Genomic DNA, 16,499 nt, shown 5'->3' with positions numbered 1-16,499 from the left:
TTTTGATTCAGGATTCGCTCACCACCACGGTGCCGATTTCCGGGTGACTGAAGCTGGCGATTTTATCCAGGCGCAGCTCGCGGACGTTGCCGGCGAGTTCGACCACAAGATACTCGATATTTTTACGCGAGATTAGATCGCTGGCCTTCGCCTGCAGCTGTTCGCCATCCTTCAGCGCCAGCGTCAGCACCAGGTGATGCTGGCAGGCCAGCTCCAGGTTGTCGTAATCATCGCAGTTAATGGGTTGATAAGTATCATTCATTGACATAATCGCTCACCAGTAAGTTTGCTGCCGCATAAGCGGCCTTTTCCCTGACTGACTCCGAAAGGGCCTCATCCGCCGCAATCTCATTCAATACTTTCAACACGCAACCCAGCGCATCCGGGATATACCCTAAGTCTCCGCTGGCTATTTCCGCATACCGCTTGCGTATTAACTCACAATAGTGGTCCACATGCCCTCCTGTCAGCGTTCTGACTCAACCGTGGGATGCAAGTTTAAGCCTACGAAGATAAACTCTGTTTAGCAAGGGAACTATATCATAGTCATTTAAGCAATTTCAGCAGGATGAAACAGGTTGCTGCGATTGCTGACAGCCTTTTGTCGCCAGTTTCGCTACAATGTACGCCATTTTTTTCAGGAGTTTGTTCATGGCGCTGAAAGCGACGATATATAAAGCCGCGGTGAATGTAGCCGATCTGGATCGCAACCAGTTTCTGGATGCTAACCTGACGCTGGCGCAGCACCCGTCGGAAACCCAGGAGCGCATGATGCTGCGCCTGCTGGCGTGGATCAAATATGCCGATGAGCGGCTGCAGTTTACGCGCGGCCTCTCGTCAGACGACGAGCCGGAGCTGTGGCTGCTTAACGATCATCTCGGGGTTGATCTGTGGATCGAGCTGGGGCTGCCGGACGAGAAACGTCTCAAGAAAGCCTGCTCGCGGGCGCAGGCGGTGGCGTTGTTTGCCTATAACAGCCGGGCGGCTGAAATCTGGTGGCAGCAGAATCAGAACAAGCTTGCGGCATACCCGAAGCTGACTATCTGGTATCTTGATGATGCCCAGCTGGCGCAGCTTAGCGCTTTTGCCGACCGCACGATGACGCTGCAGGCCACTTTGCAGGAGGGGAGCATCTGGTTGTCCGACGCTCAGAATAATCTGGAAATTCAGCTTACCGCCTGGCAAGGGCCGGCATGATTACTATCAGCCGCAGCGTGGCCATTGCCGATAACGAGATCACGCTGGAAGGTATTCGCGCCCAGGGGGCCGGGGGCCAGCACGTGAACAAAGCGTCGACCGCGATCCATCTGCGCTTCGATATTAAAGCCTCGAGCCTGCCGGCGTTTTACAAAGAGCGCCTGCTCGCCGCCAGCCACCACTTAATTTCTGCTGACGGTGTGGTTATCATTAAGGCTCAGGAATATCGCAGTCAGGAGATGAACCGCGAAGCGGCGATCGCCCGGCTGGTGGCCCTTATCAAAGAATTGACCGCAGTGCAAAAAAGTCGCCGGGAGACGCGACCGACTCGGGCATCCAAAGAGCGACGCCTTGCTTCCAAGGCGCAAAAGTCCTCAGTCAAGGCGCTGCGTGGGAAAGTTCGCCAGTGAAGGCGTCGGCGAACGGGTGGAATGGATCATAAGGAAAGTAGAGTGAAGAAAATCATATTCTCCGTGATAGCGGCCTGTTCGCTGTTCGCGCTGTTTGGTTGTAACCATCGCGCCGAAACTGACACGGTCCAGCCGGCGGCGATGGAAGAGCTCAAGCCGATGCAGCAAAGCTGGCGCGGGGTGCTGCCTTGCGCGGATTGCGAAGGCATCGACACCTCGCTGTTCCTGGAAAAAGACGGCACCTGGGTGATGAATGAGCACTACCAGGGCGCGCGTCGTGAACCATCCTCCTTTGCCTCTTACGGCACCTGGGCGCGTACGGCGGATAAGCTGGTACTGACCAACAGCAAGGGCGAAAAATCGTACTTTCGCGCGAAGGGCGACAAGCTGGAGATGCTCGACCGCAACGGGAGTCCCATTCAGTCTCCCCTCAACTATACCCTGGAGCCGGTGAAGGCCAGCCTGCCGACCACCCCGATGGCGATGCGTGGTATGTACTTCTATATGGCCGATGCGGCAACCTTTACTGATTGCGCGACCGGTAAACGCATCGCGGTGGCGAATAATGCCCAGCTTGAGCGGGATTATGCCGCTGCCCGCGGCAATGATTCACGTCCGGTGCTGCTGGTGGTGGAGGGACACTTTACCCTCGAGGCGAACCCGGATACCGGCGAAATGATGAAAACGCTGATGACGGATCAGGCTGGCAAATTTATTCCTGGGAAGGACTGCGGACACTGATTGTCCGGCTCCTGCCCGGGAAACGGGCAGGGGATACGCCTCAGCGGTAGCCGGCCAGCGGAATTGGGTCATTGCGGTTTTACCGTCCCCCCTTTTCCACCAACCATAGCGCACGAAGCATGAGCCTCATGACGGGGGGGTAAAGGGCAAATCGTTCTTTTACTCCGCACCGGCCTTCGGTTTGCTCAACCCCACCAGTTTACCGGCCTGAAGATAAACCCCTGGTTTCAGATGCCCGACATACTGCAGCTGCGTCTCGGGTTTAAAGGTGGCGACATCTCCTTCCCGCATGTGCAGCAGATCGGATGGGCTGATCCACGCCGCCTGCGCCAGGGTCAGCGGATGCCCGGCTCTGACAAAGGCCTCGCTGACAAACTCCGAGCAAAACCACGCTTTCTTGTCGGGGCTGGCCCCATCGCCCAGTTGCGCTTTGGCCAGGCCGCTTACGCACTGCTGGCGAAAGTTACGCGAGAAAGGGTTGAGCGAGCAGAGCGGTTTGGTGACCATATAAGGGATAAACTGAATAATGCCGCGATAGTTATACCCGCTGTCTTTGACCTGCCAGGCAAAACTTCTCATCGCCATCGCCTGGTCCGGCGTCAGATCGGGCACCCTGAGGGCAAAGAGTTTATCGCTGTGCGTCATCGCTTGCTGTAGCGATATCACCTGCACGCCGGCGCCGGTAGCCTCCGCAATTTGACCCTCGCCGAGATACAGCGCGACGTGGCTCACGGAAGAGGCGCTGAAGGCGCGGATCCCAAGCGAAGTGACGCCAAGGCTGGAGGAGAAGAGCAGGTCGCCGGAACGAAGGTCGCTTTCGGCGATTTCGCGCAGTCCGCTGCCGGCAATCGAGCTTTGACGCTGGAGGGTGACAGCCCATGGCGGTGAGCGGCCATCGGTAGCGGATGCGGAAGGGGCGCTGCGGCCGACGTCTACAGTGCAGGCGGTAAGCAGGAGCAGGGCGGAGGTAAGCAGCCCGCTGCTGAGGAGAGGTGCAGTCATGGGTACAGTCCTTGTAAAAAAAAGGCCCTGACATCCGTTCAGGGCCCTGAGTCGGGTGATTAGCCTTTTATCGCTTTAACCAGATATTCCACAATATTCCCGGTCTTGATCAGCTGCTTCTCACCGTTGCGACGATACTTATATTCGATATCGTCGTTGTCGAGGTTACGATCGCCCAGCACGATGGTGTGCGGGATACCGATCAGCTCCATATCGGCGAACATCACGCCCGGACGCTCTTTACGATCGTCCATCAGCACTTCAATACCCTGGGCGCTCAGCTCGGCGTACAGTTTCTCCGCCAGCTCCTGCACACGGTAAGATTTATGCATGTTCATCGGCAGGATCGCCACCTGGAACGGCGCAATCGCATCTGGCCAGACAATACCGCGATCGTCAAAGTTCTGCTCAATCGCCGCCGCCACCACGCGAGTGACCCCGATACCATAGCAACCCATGGTCAGGATCTGGTTGCGGCCATCTTCGCCCTGAACCGCGGCTTTCATCGCCTCGGAGTACTTCGTCCCCAGCTGGAAGATATGACCCACTTCGATACCGCGCTTAATAAGCAGGGTACCTTTGCCGTCCGGGCTCGGATCGCCGGCAACGACGTTACGGATGTCAGCGACTTCCGGCGTGGCGACATCGCGGTCCCAGTTGATGCCGAAGTAGTGTTTGCCGTCGATGTTGGCGCCGGCGGCGAAATCGCTCATCACCGCCACAGTACGGTCGATAATCACCGGCACCGGCAGGTTCACCGGACCCAGGGAGCCCGGACCGGCTTTCACCAGGGCGCGGATCTCTTCTTCGGTGGCGAAGGTCAGGGGGCTGGCGACCTGCGGCAGTTTTTCCGCTTTCACTTCGTTCAGCTCGTGATCGCCGCGCACCAGCAGGGCAACCAGTGGGGAAGCGCTATCTTCAACCGCTTTCACCAGCAGGGTTTTCACGGTTTTTTCGATCGGCAGGTTGAACTGCTCAACCAGCTCGGCGATGGTTTTGGCGTTCGGCGTGTCGACCAGGGTCAACTCCTGGGTGGCGTCTGCGCGCGGCGTTTTCGGCGCAACGGCTTCCGCAAACTCGATGTTTGCCGCGTAGTCGGAGCTGTCGGAGAAGATCACATCGTCTTCGCCGCTCTGCGCCAGCACCTGGAATTCATGAGAGGCGCTGCCGCCGATGGAGCCGGTATCAGCCTGTACCGCGCGGAAATCCAGCCCCATACGGCTGAAGATTTTGCTGTAAGCGGCGTACATCGCATCGTAGGTTTCCTGCAGCGATTCCTGCGAAGTATGGAAAGAGTACGCATCTTTCATCAGGAATTCGCGGGAGCGCATCACGCCGAAACGCGGGCGCACTTCGTCGCGGAATTTGGTCTGGATCTGATAGAAGTTCAGCGGCAGCTGCTTATAGGAGTTCAGCTCGTTGCGGATCAGATCGGTGATGACCTCTTCGTGGGTTGGACCGAGGACGAACGGACGATCGCCACGATCGGCAATGCGCAGCAGTTCCGGGCCGTACTGCTCCCAGCGACCGCTCTCCTGCCACAGTTCAGATGGCTGAACGACCGGCATTAACACCTCGATCGCACCGGCGTTGTTCATCTCTTCACGCACGATGTTTTCGACTTTTTTCAGGACGCGCACGCCGGTCGGCAGCCAGGTGTATAACCCGGAGGCCAGCTTGCGGATCATCCCGGCGCGCAGCATCAGCTGGTGGCTGATTACCTCGGCGTCGGCAGGTGTCTCCTTCAGAGTGGAGAGCAGATATTGGCTAGTACGCATGTTGTAACGGTTCCAGTTAAACGAGCGGAACAGGCTGGTTGCCCAGCCTGAAACAAAAAAAGTGGTTTAGTTTACCAGTGTGGCAAAGATGCCAAAAGAGAGGAAAATAAAATTAGCGCGCTTCGAGGGCAAAGACTTCAAAACCGGAGGCAGTCACCCGCCAGCGGACGTTGAAATCCAGCAGCCAGACGGCGTAATTTTTGCCTGCCTCTTCCTCCTTACGGTAGGCCGGACGCGGATCCTGCGCCAGCACCTCTCGGATAAACGCCTTCAGGTGCGGATAACGCTTCTCCAGATGCAAAAGCTGCGTTTCGACGTCGGCGGTAAAACTGACGACCTGATCCGCCTGCGGCGCCTGTTGCGCGTAGCTGGCGTGCGCGTTGGGCAGCGCTTCGGCAAACGGCAGATAGGGTTTGATGTCGACCACCGGCGTACCGTCGACGAGATCGAGGCTGCCGAGTTCCAGTATCACCTGCTCTTTCTGACAGCGAACGCCCTTCAGCTCAACCAGAGACATGCCAATGGGATTGGGGCGAAAGGTGGAGCGGGTGGCGAAGACGCCCATACGCGCGTTGCCCCCGAGACGGGGAGGGCGCACCGTCGGACGCCAGCCGCCTTCCATGGTCTGATGAAACACAAACAGGATCCACAGATGGCTGAAGCTTTCCAGACCACGCACGGCGTCGGCCTGGTTGTAGGGCGCGATCAGATGGAGTTCTCCGCCGCCGTGCTTGACCAGACCCGGCTGGCGAGGTACGGCAAACTTCTCTTTATACGGCGAGCGGATCACGCCTATCTGCGCGAACTGAAATGCACTCATTGCGCCGAGACGTTAAGCGCCGAGCCCAGACAAACCGCCTGACGGTAGCAGCCTGGGGTGCCGCTGGTCACTTCGCAGCGGTGCAGCAGGACAGCATTGGCTTTCATACGTGCAGCATTAATCTGCAGGCGCTTGCGGGCGGTAGGGATATTCGGCGGAGAATCCTGATTCGAGGCCTGGCAGGACTCGCCAGACACTTCCCCCAGATCGCGGAATGGTTTACCTACCAGCTCTGACGCATCGGTATAAATACGTACCGGCGCCGGACGGGTTGCGCGTGGTTTGCTCGGCTCCGATTTAACCGGGGGAGTTGCAGTGCTTTGAACAGGTTCAACGGGAGATCTGCTTAGCATGGAACAACCGCTTAACATGAGTGCTAACAAACAGACCGGTAAAGCACGCATAGTATTTCCTCAATGAATAAAAAACAGGGCGTTATTGAATCAGGTGCTTGCATAAATGACAAGACGGGCGTGAAGCCCGTCCTGAATGATATTACGGTGAGAAAAGATTACCAGCCTTTCACTGCGCCGCCGTTAAAGATCTTGTTTGCTGCTTCGTAAACTTCATCGCTCTGGTAAGCCTGAACGAATTTTTTCACATTCTCAGCATCTTTATTGTCTTCACGCGCCACGATCAGGTTCACGTACGGCGACTCTTTCCCTTCGACAAAGATGCCGTCTTTCGCCGGGGTCAGGCCAATCTGGCTGGCGTAAGTGGTGTTGATAACGGCCAGCGCAATCTGCGCGTCGTCAAGAGAACGCGGCAGCTGCGGCGCTTCCAGTTCAACAATCTTCAGGTTTTTCGGGTTCTCGACGATATCCAGCGAGGTCGGCAGCAGGCCTACGCCGTCCTTCAGTTTGATCAGGCCCACCTGCTGCAGCAGCAGCAGAGAACGACCGAGGTTGGTCGGATCGTTAGGGACGGCGATCTGCGAGCCCGGCTGCAGTTCGTCCAGCGATTTAATTTTCTTCGAGTAACCCGCGATCGGGTAGACGAAGGTGTTGCCGACAGCCACCAGCTTGTAGCCGCGGTCTTTAATCTGCTGGTCGAGATACGGTTTATGCTGGAAGGCGTTGACGTCGATATCGCCTTTGCTCAGCGCTTCGTTCGGCAGAACGTAATCGTTGAAGGTCACCAGCTCAACGTCAAGGCCATACTTCTCTTTTGCCACTTTCTGCGCGACTTCAGCGACCTGCTGCTCCGCCCCGACGATAACGCCGACTTTAATATGATTCGGATCTTTTTCATCCTGACCGCAACCCACCAGCGCCAGAGAACCGATTAACGCACCAACTGCCGCAAAGGTTTTGAAATTAAAGGCCATGTTATTTCCTTCCTGTAAGAATGAGTGTTGTCTGCCAATAACGTTATTTATGAGTCACAGCCCGGACGATGCGATCGCCAGAGAATTGAATTAAATAAACCAGAATAACCAGCAATACCAGTACGGTATTCATCACGGTGGCGTTGTAACCGATATAGCCATACTGGTAACCAATCTGCCCCAGACCACCGGCGCCCACCGCGCCGCCCATGGCGGAATAGCCCACCAGGGTGATCAGGGTGATGGTGGCGGCGTTGACCAGACCCGGCAGCGCTTCAGGCAGCAGAACCTTACGCACGATCTGCAGCGGCGTGGCGCCCATCGCCCGGGAGGCTTCGATAAGGCCGGTCGGGATCTCCAGCAGGGCGTTCTCCACCATGCGAGCGATAAACGGCGCGGCGCCCACCGTCAACGGCACGATCGCCGCCTGCAGGCCGATTGAGGTGCCGACGATCACGCGGGTAAACGGGATCATCCAGACCAGCAGGATAATGAACGGGATGGAGCGGAAAATGTTCACCAGCGCCGACAGCGTCCGGTACAGTTTAGCATTGGCGACGATTTGCCCCGGACGGGTCACGTACAGCAGCACGCCCACCGGCAGACCAAGGACAAAACCGAAGAAGCCGGAGACAAAGGTCATTGCCAGCGTTTCCCATACGCCGCGCAACAGCAGCCACATCATTGCCTCAGACATAACCCAATACCTCTACTTTTACATGATGTTCCTGCAGCCAGGCGATAGCCGCCTGAGTGTCTTCCTGTGTACCGTGCATTTCGGTCAGCATGATGCCGAACTTCACCCCGCCGGCATAATCCATCTGCGCGCTAATAATGTTGTTATTCACGTTGAAGCGACGCGCGGTTTCAGAAAGCAGCGGCGCATCGACGGAGTGGCCGGTAAATTCCATGCGCAGCATCGGTACGCTATCCGCTGTGGCGGTAGGTTTCAGGCGCGCCTGGTAGTCATCAGGAATATCCAGGTGCAGCGTCGACTGAATAAACTGCTGGGCCAGCGGCGTCTTCGGATGGGAGAAGACTTCGCTCACCGTGTCCTGTTCAATCAACTGGCCGTTGCTAATCACCGCCACGCAGTCGCAGATGCGTTTCACTACATCCATTTCGTGGGTGATCAGCAGGATGGTCAGCCCCAGACGACGGTTAATGTCTTTCAGCAGTTCGAGAATGGAACGGGTGGTGGCCGGATCCAGGGCGCTGGTGGCTTCATCGCACAGCAGCACCTTGGGGTTACTGGCCAGCGCGCGGGCAATGGCGACACGCTGTTTCTGGCCGCCGGAGAGATTAGCCGGATAGCTGTCGTGCTTATCACCCAGGCCGACAAGATCCAGCAGCTCCGTCACACGGCGTTTGATTTCTGCCTGTGGCGTGTTATCCAGCTCCAGGGGTAACGCCACGTTGCCGAAAACGGTGCGGGATGCCAGCAGGTTAAAATGCTGGAAAATCATGCCAATCTGACGGCGAGCGCGGGTTAGCTCTTTTTCCGACAGCGCAGTCAGTTCCTGACCGTCAACCTGTACGCTGCCCTCGGTCGGGCGCTCCAGCAGGTTAACGCAGCGAATCAGCGTACTTTTACCGGCGCCTGAGGCACCGATGACGCCGTAAATTTGTCCGGCAGGGACATGCAGGCTGACATTGTTCAGCGCCTGAATGCTGCGATTCCCCTGCTGGAACACTTTGGTGATATTGGAAAGTTTAATCATCAGTTATTTATTATCGTTTAGCCGTTTGCCGTGGCATTTTCTTCTGCCGTATCCAGGCGATGCCTGGCAATGAAATGGATGTTAAGGCATCCAGACGTCTAAATCAATCTGACTCTTTATAATGAGCACTTTCTTGCATGCGGAAACATGCGATACTAACGGCACTAGCCTTTTTCAGGAGCAAACCGGTGGCAAAGTCAGTACCCGCAATTTTTCTCGACCGTGACGGCACCATTAATGTCGATCATGGCTACGTCCACGAAATCGACAATTTTGAATTTATCGATGGCGTCATTGACGCAATGCGCGAGCTCAAAGAGATGGGCTACGCGCTGGTGCTGGTCACTAACCAGTCCGGTATTGCTCGCGGTAAATTTACCGAAGCCCAGTTTGAAACGCTGACCGAATGGATGGACTGGTCTCTGGCAGACCGTGGCGTCGATCTGGACGGTATCTATTATTGCCCGCATCACCCGCAGGGTGCGGTTGAGGAGTACCGTCAGACCTGTGATTGCCGTAAACCGCATCCGGGGATGCTGATCTCCGCCCGCGATTATCTGCATATCGATATGGCCGCTTCCTATATGGTAGGGGACAAACTGGAAGATATGCAGGCTGCAGCGGCCGCTGATGTCGGTACTAAAGTGCTGGTGCGTACCGGTAAGCCTGTTACTGAAGAAGCGGAAAAAGCCGCGGATTGGGTGCTAAATAGCCTGGCCGAGCTGCCGGCGGCGATTAAAAAGCAGCAAAAATAAGCGTTGCGTATAAAAGATGAGCGGTTGAAATAAAATTGTATTTTTCCGCTTGTCATTCCCGGCGGGCTCCCTATAATGCGCCTCCATCGACACGGCGGATGTGAATCACTTCACACAAACAGCCGGTTCGGTTGAAGAGAAAAATCCTGAAAAACGGGTTGACTCTGAAAGAGGAAAGCGTAATATACGCCACCTCGCGACAGAGCGCTAAAGCGCGTCGCAACTGCTCTTTAACAATTTATCAGACAATCTGTGTGGGCACTCAAAGTGACATGGATTCTTAACGTCCTCGGACGAAAAATGAATACCAAGTCTCAAGAGTGAACACGTAATTCATTACGAAGTTTAATTCTTTGAGCATCAAACTTAAATTGAAGAGTTTGATCATGGCTCAGATTGAACGCTGGCGGCAGGCCTAACACATGCAAGTCGAGCGGTAGCACAGAGAGCTTGCTCTCGGGTGACGAGCGGCGGACGGGTGAGTAATGTCTGGGAAACTGCCTGATGGAGGGGGATAACTACTGGAAACGGTAGCTAATACCGCATAACGTCGCAAGACCAAAGTGGGGGACCTTCGGGCCTCATGCCATCAGATGTGCCCAGATGGGATTAGCTAGTAGGTGGGGTAATGGCTCACCTAGGCGACGATCCCTAGCTGGTCTGAGAGGATGACCAGCCACACTGGAACTGAGACACGGTCCAGACTCCTACGGGAGGCAGCAGTGGGGAATATTGCACAATGGGCGCAAGCCTGATGCAGCCATGCCGCGTGTGTGAAGAAGGCCTTCGGGTTGTAAAGCACTTTCAGCGGGGAGGAAGGCGATAAGGTTAATAACCTTGTCGATTGACGTTACCCGCAGAAGAAGCACCGGCTAACTCCGTGCCAGCAGCCGCGGTAATACGGAGGGTGCAAGCGTTAATCGGAATTACTGGGCGTAAAGCGCACGCAGGCGGTCTGTCAAGTCGGATGTGAAATCCCCGGGCTCAACCTGGGAACTGCATTCGAAACTGGCAGGCTAGAGTCTTGTAGAGGGGGGTAGAATTCCAGGTGTAGCGGTGAAATGCGTAGAGATCTGGAGGAATACCGGTGGCGAAGGCGGCCCCCTGGACAAAGACTGACGCTCAGGTGCGAAAGCGTGGGGAGCAAACAGGATTAGATACCCTGGTAGTCCACGCCGTAAACGATGTCGATTTGGAGGTTGTGCCCTTGAGGCGTGGCTTCCGGAGCTAACGCGTTAAATCGACCGCCTGGGGAGTACGGCCGCAAGGTTAAAACTCAAATGAATTGACGGGGGCCCGCACAAGCGGTGGAGCATGTGGTTTAATTCGATGCAACGCGAAGAACCTTACCTGGTCTTGACATCCACAGAACTTGCCAGAGATGGCTTGGTGCCTTCGGGAACTGTGAGACAGGTGCTGCATGGCTGTCGTCAGCTCGTGTTGTGAAATGTTGGGTTAAGTCCCGCAACGAGCGCAACCCTTATCCTTTGTTGCCAGCGGTTAGGCCGGGAACTCAAAGGAGACTGCCAGTGATAAACTGGAGGAAGGTGGGGATGACGTCAAGTCATCATGGCCCTTACGACCAGGGCTACACACGTGCTACAATGGCATATACAAAGAGAAGCGACCTCGCGAGAGCAAGCGGACCTCATAAAGTATGTCGTAGTCCGGATTGGAGTCTGCAACTCGACTCCATGAAGTCGGAATCGCTAGTAATCGTAGATCAGAATGCTACGGTGAATACGTTCCCGGGCCTTGTACACACCGCCCGTCACACCATGGGAGTGGGTTGCAAAAGAAGTAGGTAGCTTAACCTTCGGGAGGGCGCTTACCACTTTGTGATTCATGACTGGGGTGAAGTCGTAACAAGGTAACCGTAGGGGAACCTGCGGTTGGATCACCTCCTTACCTTAAAGAACCTGCCTTTGTAGTGTTCACACAGATTGTCTGATGAAATAGAGCAGTAAATAATCTCTGCAGGCTTGTAGCTCAGGTGGTTAGAGCGCACCCCTGATAAGGGTGAGGTCGGTGGTTCAAGTCCACTCAGGCCTACCAAATTTTCCCTGAATACTGCGTTGTGGCAAAGCTCGCATACTTCAGTATGCTTCGCTTGACCACGCCTTGTCTCAGGAAAAATTACCGGTACAGAGATAACACCGATGGGGCTATAGCTCAGCTGGGAGAGCGCCTGCTTTGCACGCAGGAGGTCTGCGGTTCGATCCCGCATAGCTCCACCATCTTTACTGCGAACACAAGAAAACTTCAGAGTGAACCTGAAAAGGTGCACTGCGAAGTTTTGCTCTTTAAAAATCTGGATCAAGCTGAAAATTGAAACGACACACTGTTTAAGTGTGTTCGAGTCTCTCAAATTTTCGCAATCTGAAGACATCTTCGGGTTGTGAGGTTAAGCGACTAAGCGTACACGGTGGATGCCCTGGCAGTCAGAGGCGATGAAGGACGTGCTAATCTGCGAAAAGCGTCGGTAAGGTGATATGAACCGTTACAGCCGGCGATGTCCGAATGGGGAAACCCAGTGCAATTCGTTGCACTATCGTTAACTGAATACATAGGTTAACGAGGCGAACCGGGGGAACTGAAACATCTAAGTACCCCGAGGAAAAGAAATCAACCGAGATTCCCCCAGTAGCGGCGAGCGAACGGGGAGCAGCCCAGAGTCTGAATCAGCTTGTGTGTTAGTGGAACGGTCTGGAAAGTCCGACGGTACAGGGTGATAGTCCCGTACACCAAAATGCACAGGTTGTGAACTCGAAGAGTAGGGCGGGACACGTGGTATCCTGTCTGAATATGGGGGGACCATCCTCCAAGGCTAAATACTCCTGACTGACCGATAGTGAACCAGTACCGTGAGGGAAAGGCGAAAAGAACCCCGGCGAGGGGAGTGAAAAAGAACCTGAAACCGTGTACGTACAAGCAGTGGGAGCACCTTCGGGTGTGACTGCGTACCTTTTGTATAATGGGTCAGCGACTTATATTCTGTAGCAAGGTTAACCGTATAGGGGAGCCGCAGGGAAACCGAGTCTTAACTGGGCGTTAAGTTGCAGGGTATAGACCCGAAACCCGGTGATCTAGCCATGGGCAGGTTGAAGGTTGGGTAACACTAACTGGAGGACCGAACCGACTAATGTTGAAAAATTAGCGGATGACTTGTGGCTGGGGGTGAAAGGCCAATCAAACCGGGAGATAGCTGGTTCTCCCCGAAAGCTATTTAGGTAGCGCCTCGTGAACTCATCTTCGGGGGTAGAGCACTGTTTCGGCTAGGGGGTCATCCCGACTTACCAACCCGATGCAAACTACGAATACCGAAGAATGTTATCACGGGAGACACACGGCGGGTGCTAACGTCCGTCGTGAAGAGGGAAACAACCCAGACCGCCAGCTAAGGTCCCAAAGTCATGGTTAAGTGGGAAACGATGTGGGAAGGCACAGACAGCCAGGATGTTGGCTTAGAAGCAGCCATCATTTAAAGAAAGCGTAATAGCTCACTGGTCGAGTCGGCCTGCGCGGAAGATGTAACGGGGCTAAACCATGCACCGAAGCTGCGGCAGCGACGCTTATGCGTTGTTGGGTAGGGGAGCGTTCTGTAAGCCTGCGAAGGTGGCCTGTGAGGGCTGCTGGAGGTATCAGAAGTGCGAATGCTGACATAAGTAACGATAAAGCGGGTGAAAAGCCCGCTCGCCGGAAGACCAAGGGTTCCTGTCCAACGTTAATCGGGGCAGGGTGAGTCGACCCCTAAGGCGAGGCCGAAAGGCGTAGTCGATGGGAAACAGGTTAATATTCCTGTACTTGGTGTTACTGCGAAGGGGGGACGGAGAAGGCTATGTTAGCCGGGCGACGGTTGTCCCGGTTTAAGCATGTAGGCTGGTTATCCAGGCAAATCCGGATAATCAAGGCTGAGGTGTGATGACGAGGCACTACGGTGCTGAAGTAACAAATGCCCTGCTTCCAGGAAAAGCCTCTAAGCATCAGGTAACATCAAATCGTACCCCAAACCGACACAGGTGGTCAGGTAGAGAATACCAAGGCGCTTGAGAGAACTCGGGTGAAGGAACTAGGCAAAATGGTGCCGTAACTTCGGGAGAAGGCACGCTGGTGTGTAGGTGAAGTCCCTGCGGATGGAGCTGAGACCAGTCGAAGATACCAGCTGGCTGCAACTGTTTATTAAAAACACAGCACTGTGCAAACACGAAAGTGGACGTATACGGTGTGACGCCTGCCCGGTGCCGGAAGGTTAATTGATGGGGTTATCCGTAAGGAGAAGCTCTTGATCGAAGCCCCGGTAAACGGCGGCCGTAACTATAACGGTCCTAAGGTAGCGAAATTCCTTGTCGGGTAAGTTCCGACCTGCACGAATGGCGTAATGATGGCCAGGCTGTCTCCACCCGAGACTCAGTGAAATTGAACTCGCTGTGAAGATGCAGTGTACCCGCGGCAAGACGGAAAGACCCCGTGAACCTTTACTATAGCTTGACACTGAACATTGAGCCTTGATGTGTAGGATAGGTGGGAGGCTTTGAAGCGTGGACGCCAGTCTGCGTGGAGCCAACCTTGAAATACCACCCTTTAATGTTTGATGTTCTAACGTGGGCCCCTAATCGGGGTTGCGGACAGTGTCTGGTGGGTAGTTTGACTGGGGCGGTCTCCTCCCAAAGCGTAACGGAGGAGCACGAAGGTTAGCTAATCCTGGTCGGACATCAGGAGGTTAGTGCAATGGCATAAGCTAGCTTGACTGCGAGCGTGACGGCGCGAGCAGGTGCGAAAGCAGGTCATAGTGATCCGGTGGTTCTGAATGGAAGGGCCATCGCTCAACGGATAAAAGGTACTCCGGGGATAACAGGCTGATACCGCCCAAGAGTTCATATCGACGGCGGTGTTTGGCACCTCGATGTCGGCTCATCACATCCTGGGGCTGAAGTAGGTCCCAAGGGTATGGCTGTTCGCCATTTAAAGTGGTACGCGAGCTGGGTTTAGAACGTCGTGAGACAGTTCGGTCCCTATCTGCCGTGGGCGCTGGAGAATTGAGGGGGGCTGCTCCTAGTACGAGAGGACCGGAGTGGACGCATCACTGGTGTTCGGGTTGTCATGCCAATGGCACTGCCCGGTAGCTAAATGCGGAAGAGATAAGTGCTGAAAGCATCTAAGCACGAAACTTGCCCCGAGATGAGTTCTCCCTGAGACTATAAGTCTCCTGAAGGAACGTTGAAGACGACGACGTTGATAGGCCGGGTGTGTAAGCGCAGCGATGCGTTGAGCTAACCGGTACTAATGAACCGTGAGGCTTAACCTTACAACGCCGAAGATGTTTTGGCGGATTGAGAGAAGATTTTCAGCTTAGATTCAGAGTTGAGTACGCAATAATTTGCGCAGCAGCAAGGCGACAAGCGAAGGAAAGGAAGGAGCATACTGAAGTATGTGACTGACTTTGCGAGCGCAGGCAACGCAGCTGATGCGATAAAGCATTGCGTACTGAGCACAAAGAATTTGCCTGGCGGCACTAGCGCGGTGGTCCCACCTGACCCCATGCCGAACTCAGAAGTGAAACGCCGTAGCGCCGATGGTAGTGTGGGGTCTCCCCATGTGAGAGTAGGGAACTGCCAGGCATCAAATTGCAGTAAGCCGGGGTGACAACCGGTGGTAATAAAGCGAAAAAATTCGGTGGAGCGGTAGTTCAGTCGGTTAGAATACCTGCCTGTCACGCAGGGGGTCGCGGGTTCGAGTCCCGTCCGTTCCGCCACTTAATAAGAGCCCTGAGCATCTGCTCAGGGCTTTTTTGTTTGATCTGTTTCCGATTATTGCTAAATCAGCAAAAATCCTCTGCATTAATCGCTCTTTTTCCCCTCCACACCATCAGCCATAATTTCATCCGTTAACCGAAATGAACAAATAACGAGGAAAAACATGGCAATCCCTGCATTTGGTCTTGGCACCTTCCGTCTGAAAGATGATGTTGTTATCGCATCCGTAAAAACCGCGCTGGAGCTGGGCTATCGTACTATCGACACCGCGCAAATCTACGACAACGAAGCCACGGTGGGTCAGGCTCTCGCTGAGAGCGGCGTGCCGCGTGATGAGCTGTTCATCACAACCAAAATCTGGATCGAAAACCTGAGCAAAGACAAGCTGATCGCCAGCCTGCAAGAGAGCCTGCAGAAGCTACGCACTGACTATGTTGATCTGACGCTGATCCACTGGCCGTCACCGAATGATGCGGTAGCTGTTGAAGAGTTTATGGCTGCTCTGATGGAAGCGAAGGCGCTCGGCCTGACCCGTCAGATCGGTATCTCCAACTTCACTATTCCACTGATGGAGCGCGCGATTGCCGCCGTTGGCGCTGAAAACATTGCTACCAATCAGATTGAGCTTTCGCCGTATCTGCAAAACCGTAAAGTCGTCGATTGGGCGCATGAGCACGGTATCCATATCACCTCCTACATGACCCTGGCCTACGGTAAGGCGCTGAAAGATAAGGTGATTGCCCGTATCGCGGCGAAACATAATGCGACTCCGGCGCAGGTTATCCTGGCATGGGCGATGGGCGAGGGGTACGCGGTGATCCCATCCTCGACGAAGCGTGAGAACCTGGCCAGCAACCTGAAAGCGCTGGATCTGAAGCTGGATGATGATGATCGCCAGGCGATCGCCGCGCTGGATTGCAACGATCGGCTGGTGAGCCCGGAAGGTCTGGCGCCGCAGTGGGATTAATCTCCTGCTTCCGGTATGCCCATCAGAG

Annotated in this window: 14 protein-coding genes, 3 tRNA genes and 3 rRNA genes; 11 read left to right on the top strand and 9 right to left on the bottom strand. The window is 55.0% G+C overall.

Going from position 1 to position 16,499, the window contains the following annotated elements:
- Positions 1 to 7: 7 nt before the first annotated feature.
- Positions 8 to 268, bottom strand: coding sequence for a Rho-binding antiterminator (gene rof / locus LGM20_RS20815; RefSeq protein WP_002889424.1), 261 nt, complete (start codon positions 266 to 268; stop codon positions 8 to 10).
- Entirely contained in the window at positions 255 to 455 is a 201-nt protein-coding gene (locus tag LGM20_RS20810; RefSeq protein ID WP_002889429.1) for a YaeP family protein, read from the bottom strand. Before LGM20_RS20810 ends, rof begins: the two co-directional genes overlap by 14 nt.
- A gap of 196 nt (positions 456 to 651) precedes the next feature.
- On the opposite strand from LGM20_RS20810, the gene LGM20_RS20805 reads away from it, so the two are divergent.
- From LGM20_RS20805 to nlpE, 3 genes are read left to right on the top strand one after another with little or no spacing between them, the layout of a single operon-like run.
- A complete protein-coding gene (locus LGM20_RS20805) occupies positions 652 to 1,197 on the top strand; it encodes a YaeQ family protein (protein ID WP_023292054.1) in 546 nt (181 codons plus the stop codon).
- Positions 1,194 to 1,607 (top strand): alternative ribosome rescue aminoacyl-tRNA hydrolase ArfB, encoded by a 414-nt coding sequence (arfB, locus tag LGM20_RS20800; RefSeq protein WP_004204468.1) that lies wholly within the window; start codon positions 1,194 to 1,196, stop codon positions 1,605 to 1,607. The genes LGM20_RS20805 and arfB overlap by 4 nt, the downstream gene beginning before the upstream one ends.
- A 42-nt stretch (positions 1,608 to 1,649) precedes the next feature.
- Entirely contained in the window at positions 1,650 to 2,348 is a 699-nt protein-coding gene (gene nlpE, locus LGM20_RS20795; RefSeq protein WP_086075002.1) for an envelope stress response activation lipoprotein NlpE, read from the top strand.
- 159 nt (positions 2,349 to 2,507) lie between these two features.
- Here the strand turns inward: nlpE and LGM20_RS20790 are convergent, their stop codons facing one another.
- The 7 genes from LGM20_RS20790 to metN form a co-directional block, all read right to left on the bottom strand.
- Positions 2,508 to 3,350 (bottom strand): YaeF family permuted papain-like enzyme, encoded by an 843-nt coding sequence (locus LGM20_RS20790; protein ID WP_044521090.1) that lies wholly within the window; start codon positions 3,348 to 3,350, stop codon positions 2,508 to 2,510.
- Between the two features lie 59 nt (positions 3,351 to 3,409).
- Positions 3,410 to 5,128: a proline--tRNA ligase gene (gene proS / locus LGM20_RS20785; protein ID WP_044521092.1), complete on the bottom strand. Its 1,719-nt coding sequence runs from the start codon at positions 5,126 to 5,128 to the stop codon at positions 3,410 to 3,412.
- A gap of 112 nt (positions 5,129 to 5,240) precedes the next feature.
- Positions 5,241 to 5,948 carry a tRNA (N6-threonylcarbamoyladenosine(37)-N6)-methyltransferase TrmO gene (gene tsaA, locus LGM20_RS20780; protein ID WP_032452991.1) on the bottom strand — a complete coding sequence of 236 codons (708 nt, stop codon included), beginning with the start codon at positions 5,946 to 5,948 and terminating at the stop codon, positions 5,241 to 5,243.
- Positions 5,945 to 6,352, bottom strand: coding sequence for an Rcs stress response system protein RcsF (gene rcsF, locus LGM20_RS20775; protein WP_023292059.1), 408 nt, complete (start codon positions 6,350 to 6,352; stop codon positions 5,945 to 5,947). The genes tsaA and rcsF overlap by 4 nt, the downstream gene beginning before the upstream one ends.
- Before the next feature lie 107 nt (positions 6,353 to 6,459).
- A complete protein-coding gene (gene metQ / locus LGM20_RS20770) occupies positions 6,460 to 7,275 on the bottom strand; it encodes a methionine ABC transporter substrate-binding lipoprotein MetQ (RefSeq protein ID WP_002889445.1) in 816 nt (271 codons plus the stop codon).
- A 43-nt stretch (positions 7,276 to 7,318) separates the two neighbouring features.
- Positions 7,319 to 7,972 (bottom strand): methionine ABC transporter permease MetI, encoded by a 654-nt coding sequence (locus LGM20_RS20765; protein ID WP_004204478.1) that lies wholly within the window; start codon positions 7,970 to 7,972, stop codon positions 7,319 to 7,321.
- Positions 7,965 to 8,996 (bottom strand): methionine ABC transporter ATP-binding protein MetN, encoded by a 1,032-nt coding sequence (gene metN, locus LGM20_RS20760; RefSeq protein WP_002889450.1) that lies wholly within the window; start codon positions 8,994 to 8,996, stop codon positions 7,965 to 7,967. Before metN ends, LGM20_RS20765 begins: the two co-directional genes overlap by 8 nt.
- 188 nt (positions 8,997 to 9,184) lie before the next feature.
- Between metN and gmhB the strand changes: the two genes are divergently transcribed.
- The 8 genes from gmhB to dkgB all read left to right on the top strand — a co-directional run bounded on the left by gmhB (position 9,185) and on the right by dkgB (position 16,471).
- Positions 9,185 to 9,751, top strand: a complete 567-nt coding sequence (gene gmhB, locus LGM20_RS20755; protein WP_023292060.1) for a D-glycero-beta-D-manno-heptose 1,7-bisphosphate 7-phosphatase — start codon at positions 9,185 to 9,187, stop codon at positions 9,749 to 9,751.
- Between the two features lie 368 nt (positions 9,752 to 10,119).
- A 16S ribosomal RNA gene (locus LGM20_RS20750) occupies positions 10,120 to 11,659 on the top strand.
- A 70-nt stretch (positions 11,660 to 11,729) separates the two neighbouring features.
- Positions 11,730 to 11,806: transfer RNA gene (locus LGM20_RS20745), tRNA-Ile, on the top strand.
- A gap of 106 nt (positions 11,807 to 11,912) precedes the next feature.
- Positions 11,913 to 11,988: transfer RNA gene (locus tag LGM20_RS20740), tRNA-Ala, on the top strand.
- A 165-nt stretch (positions 11,989 to 12,153) separates the two neighbouring features.
- Positions 12,154 to 15,056, top strand: a 23S ribosomal RNA gene (locus tag LGM20_RS20735).
- 197 nt (positions 15,057 to 15,253) lie between these two features.
- Positions 15,254 to 15,369: ribosomal RNA gene (gene rrf / locus LGM20_RS20730) — 5S ribosomal RNA — on the top strand.
- Together the 16S, 23S and 5S rRNA genes with 3 tRNA genes alongside form the textbook arrangement of a ribosomal RNA operon.
- Positions 15,370 to 15,426: 57 nt before the next feature.
- Positions 15,427 to 15,503 (top strand) — tRNA-Asp (locus LGM20_RS20725).
- A 164-nt stretch (positions 15,504 to 15,667) separates the two neighbouring features.
- Positions 15,668 to 16,471, top strand: coding sequence for a 2,5-didehydrogluconate reductase DkgB (gene dkgB / locus LGM20_RS20720; RefSeq protein ID WP_044521108.1), 804 nt, complete (start codon positions 15,668 to 15,670; stop codon positions 16,469 to 16,471).
- Positions 16,472 to 16,499 lie beyond the last annotated feature (28 nt).

The sequence above is a fragment of the Klebsiella quasipneumoniae subsp. quasipneumoniae genome (assembly GCF_020525925.1).
GTDB lineage: Bacteria > Pseudomonadota > Gammaproteobacteria > Enterobacterales > Enterobacteriaceae > Klebsiella > Klebsiella quasipneumoniae.
Note: the sequence above shows the minus strand (reverse complement) of the source record. Positions and strands in the feature narration are given on the sequence as shown.

What these genes read in the sequence shown, in the direction of transcription:
- rof (WP_002889424.1), bottom strand. Translation starts at nt 268, where the DNA reads ATGTCAATGAATGATACTTATCAACCCATTAACTGCGATGATTACGAC.
- LGM20_RS20805 (WP_023292054.1), top strand. Translation starts at nt 652, where the DNA reads ATGGCGCTGAAAGCGACGATATATAAAGCCGCGGTGAATGTAGCCGAT.
- arfB (WP_004204468.1), top strand. Translation starts at nt 1,194, where the DNA reads ATGATTACTATCAGCCGCAGCGTGGCCATTGCCGATAACGAGATCACG.
- LGM20_RS20790 (WP_044521090.1), bottom strand. Translation starts at nt 3,350, where the DNA reads ATGACTGCACCTCTCCTCAGCAGCGGGCTGCTTACCTCCGCCCTGCTC.
- proS (WP_044521092.1), bottom strand. Translation starts at nt 5,128, where the DNA reads ATGCGTACTAGCCAATATCTGCTCTCCACTCTGAAGGAGACACCTGCC.
- tsaA (WP_032452991.1), bottom strand. Translation starts at nt 5,948, where the DNA reads ATGAGTGCATTTCAGTTCGCGCAGATAGGCGTGATCCGCTCGCCGTAT.
- rcsF (WP_023292059.1), bottom strand. Translation starts at nt 6,352, where the DNA reads ATGCGTGCTTTACCGGTCTGTTTGTTAGCACTCATGTTAAGCGGTTGT.
- metQ (WP_002889445.1), bottom strand. Translation starts at nt 7,275, where the DNA reads ATGGCCTTTAATTTCAAAACCTTTGCGGCAGTTGGTGCGTTAATCGGT.
- LGM20_RS20765 (WP_004204478.1), bottom strand. Translation starts at nt 7,972, where the DNA reads ATGTCTGAGGCAATGATGTGGCTGCTGTTGCGCGGCGTATGGGAAACG.
- metN (WP_002889450.1), bottom strand. Translation starts at nt 8,996, where the DNA reads ATGATTAAACTTTCCAATATCACCAAAGTGTTCCAGCAGGGGAATCGC.
- dkgB (WP_044521108.1), top strand. Translation starts at nt 15,668, where the DNA reads ATGGCAATCCCTGCATTTGGTCTTGGCACCTTCCGTCTGAAAGATGAT.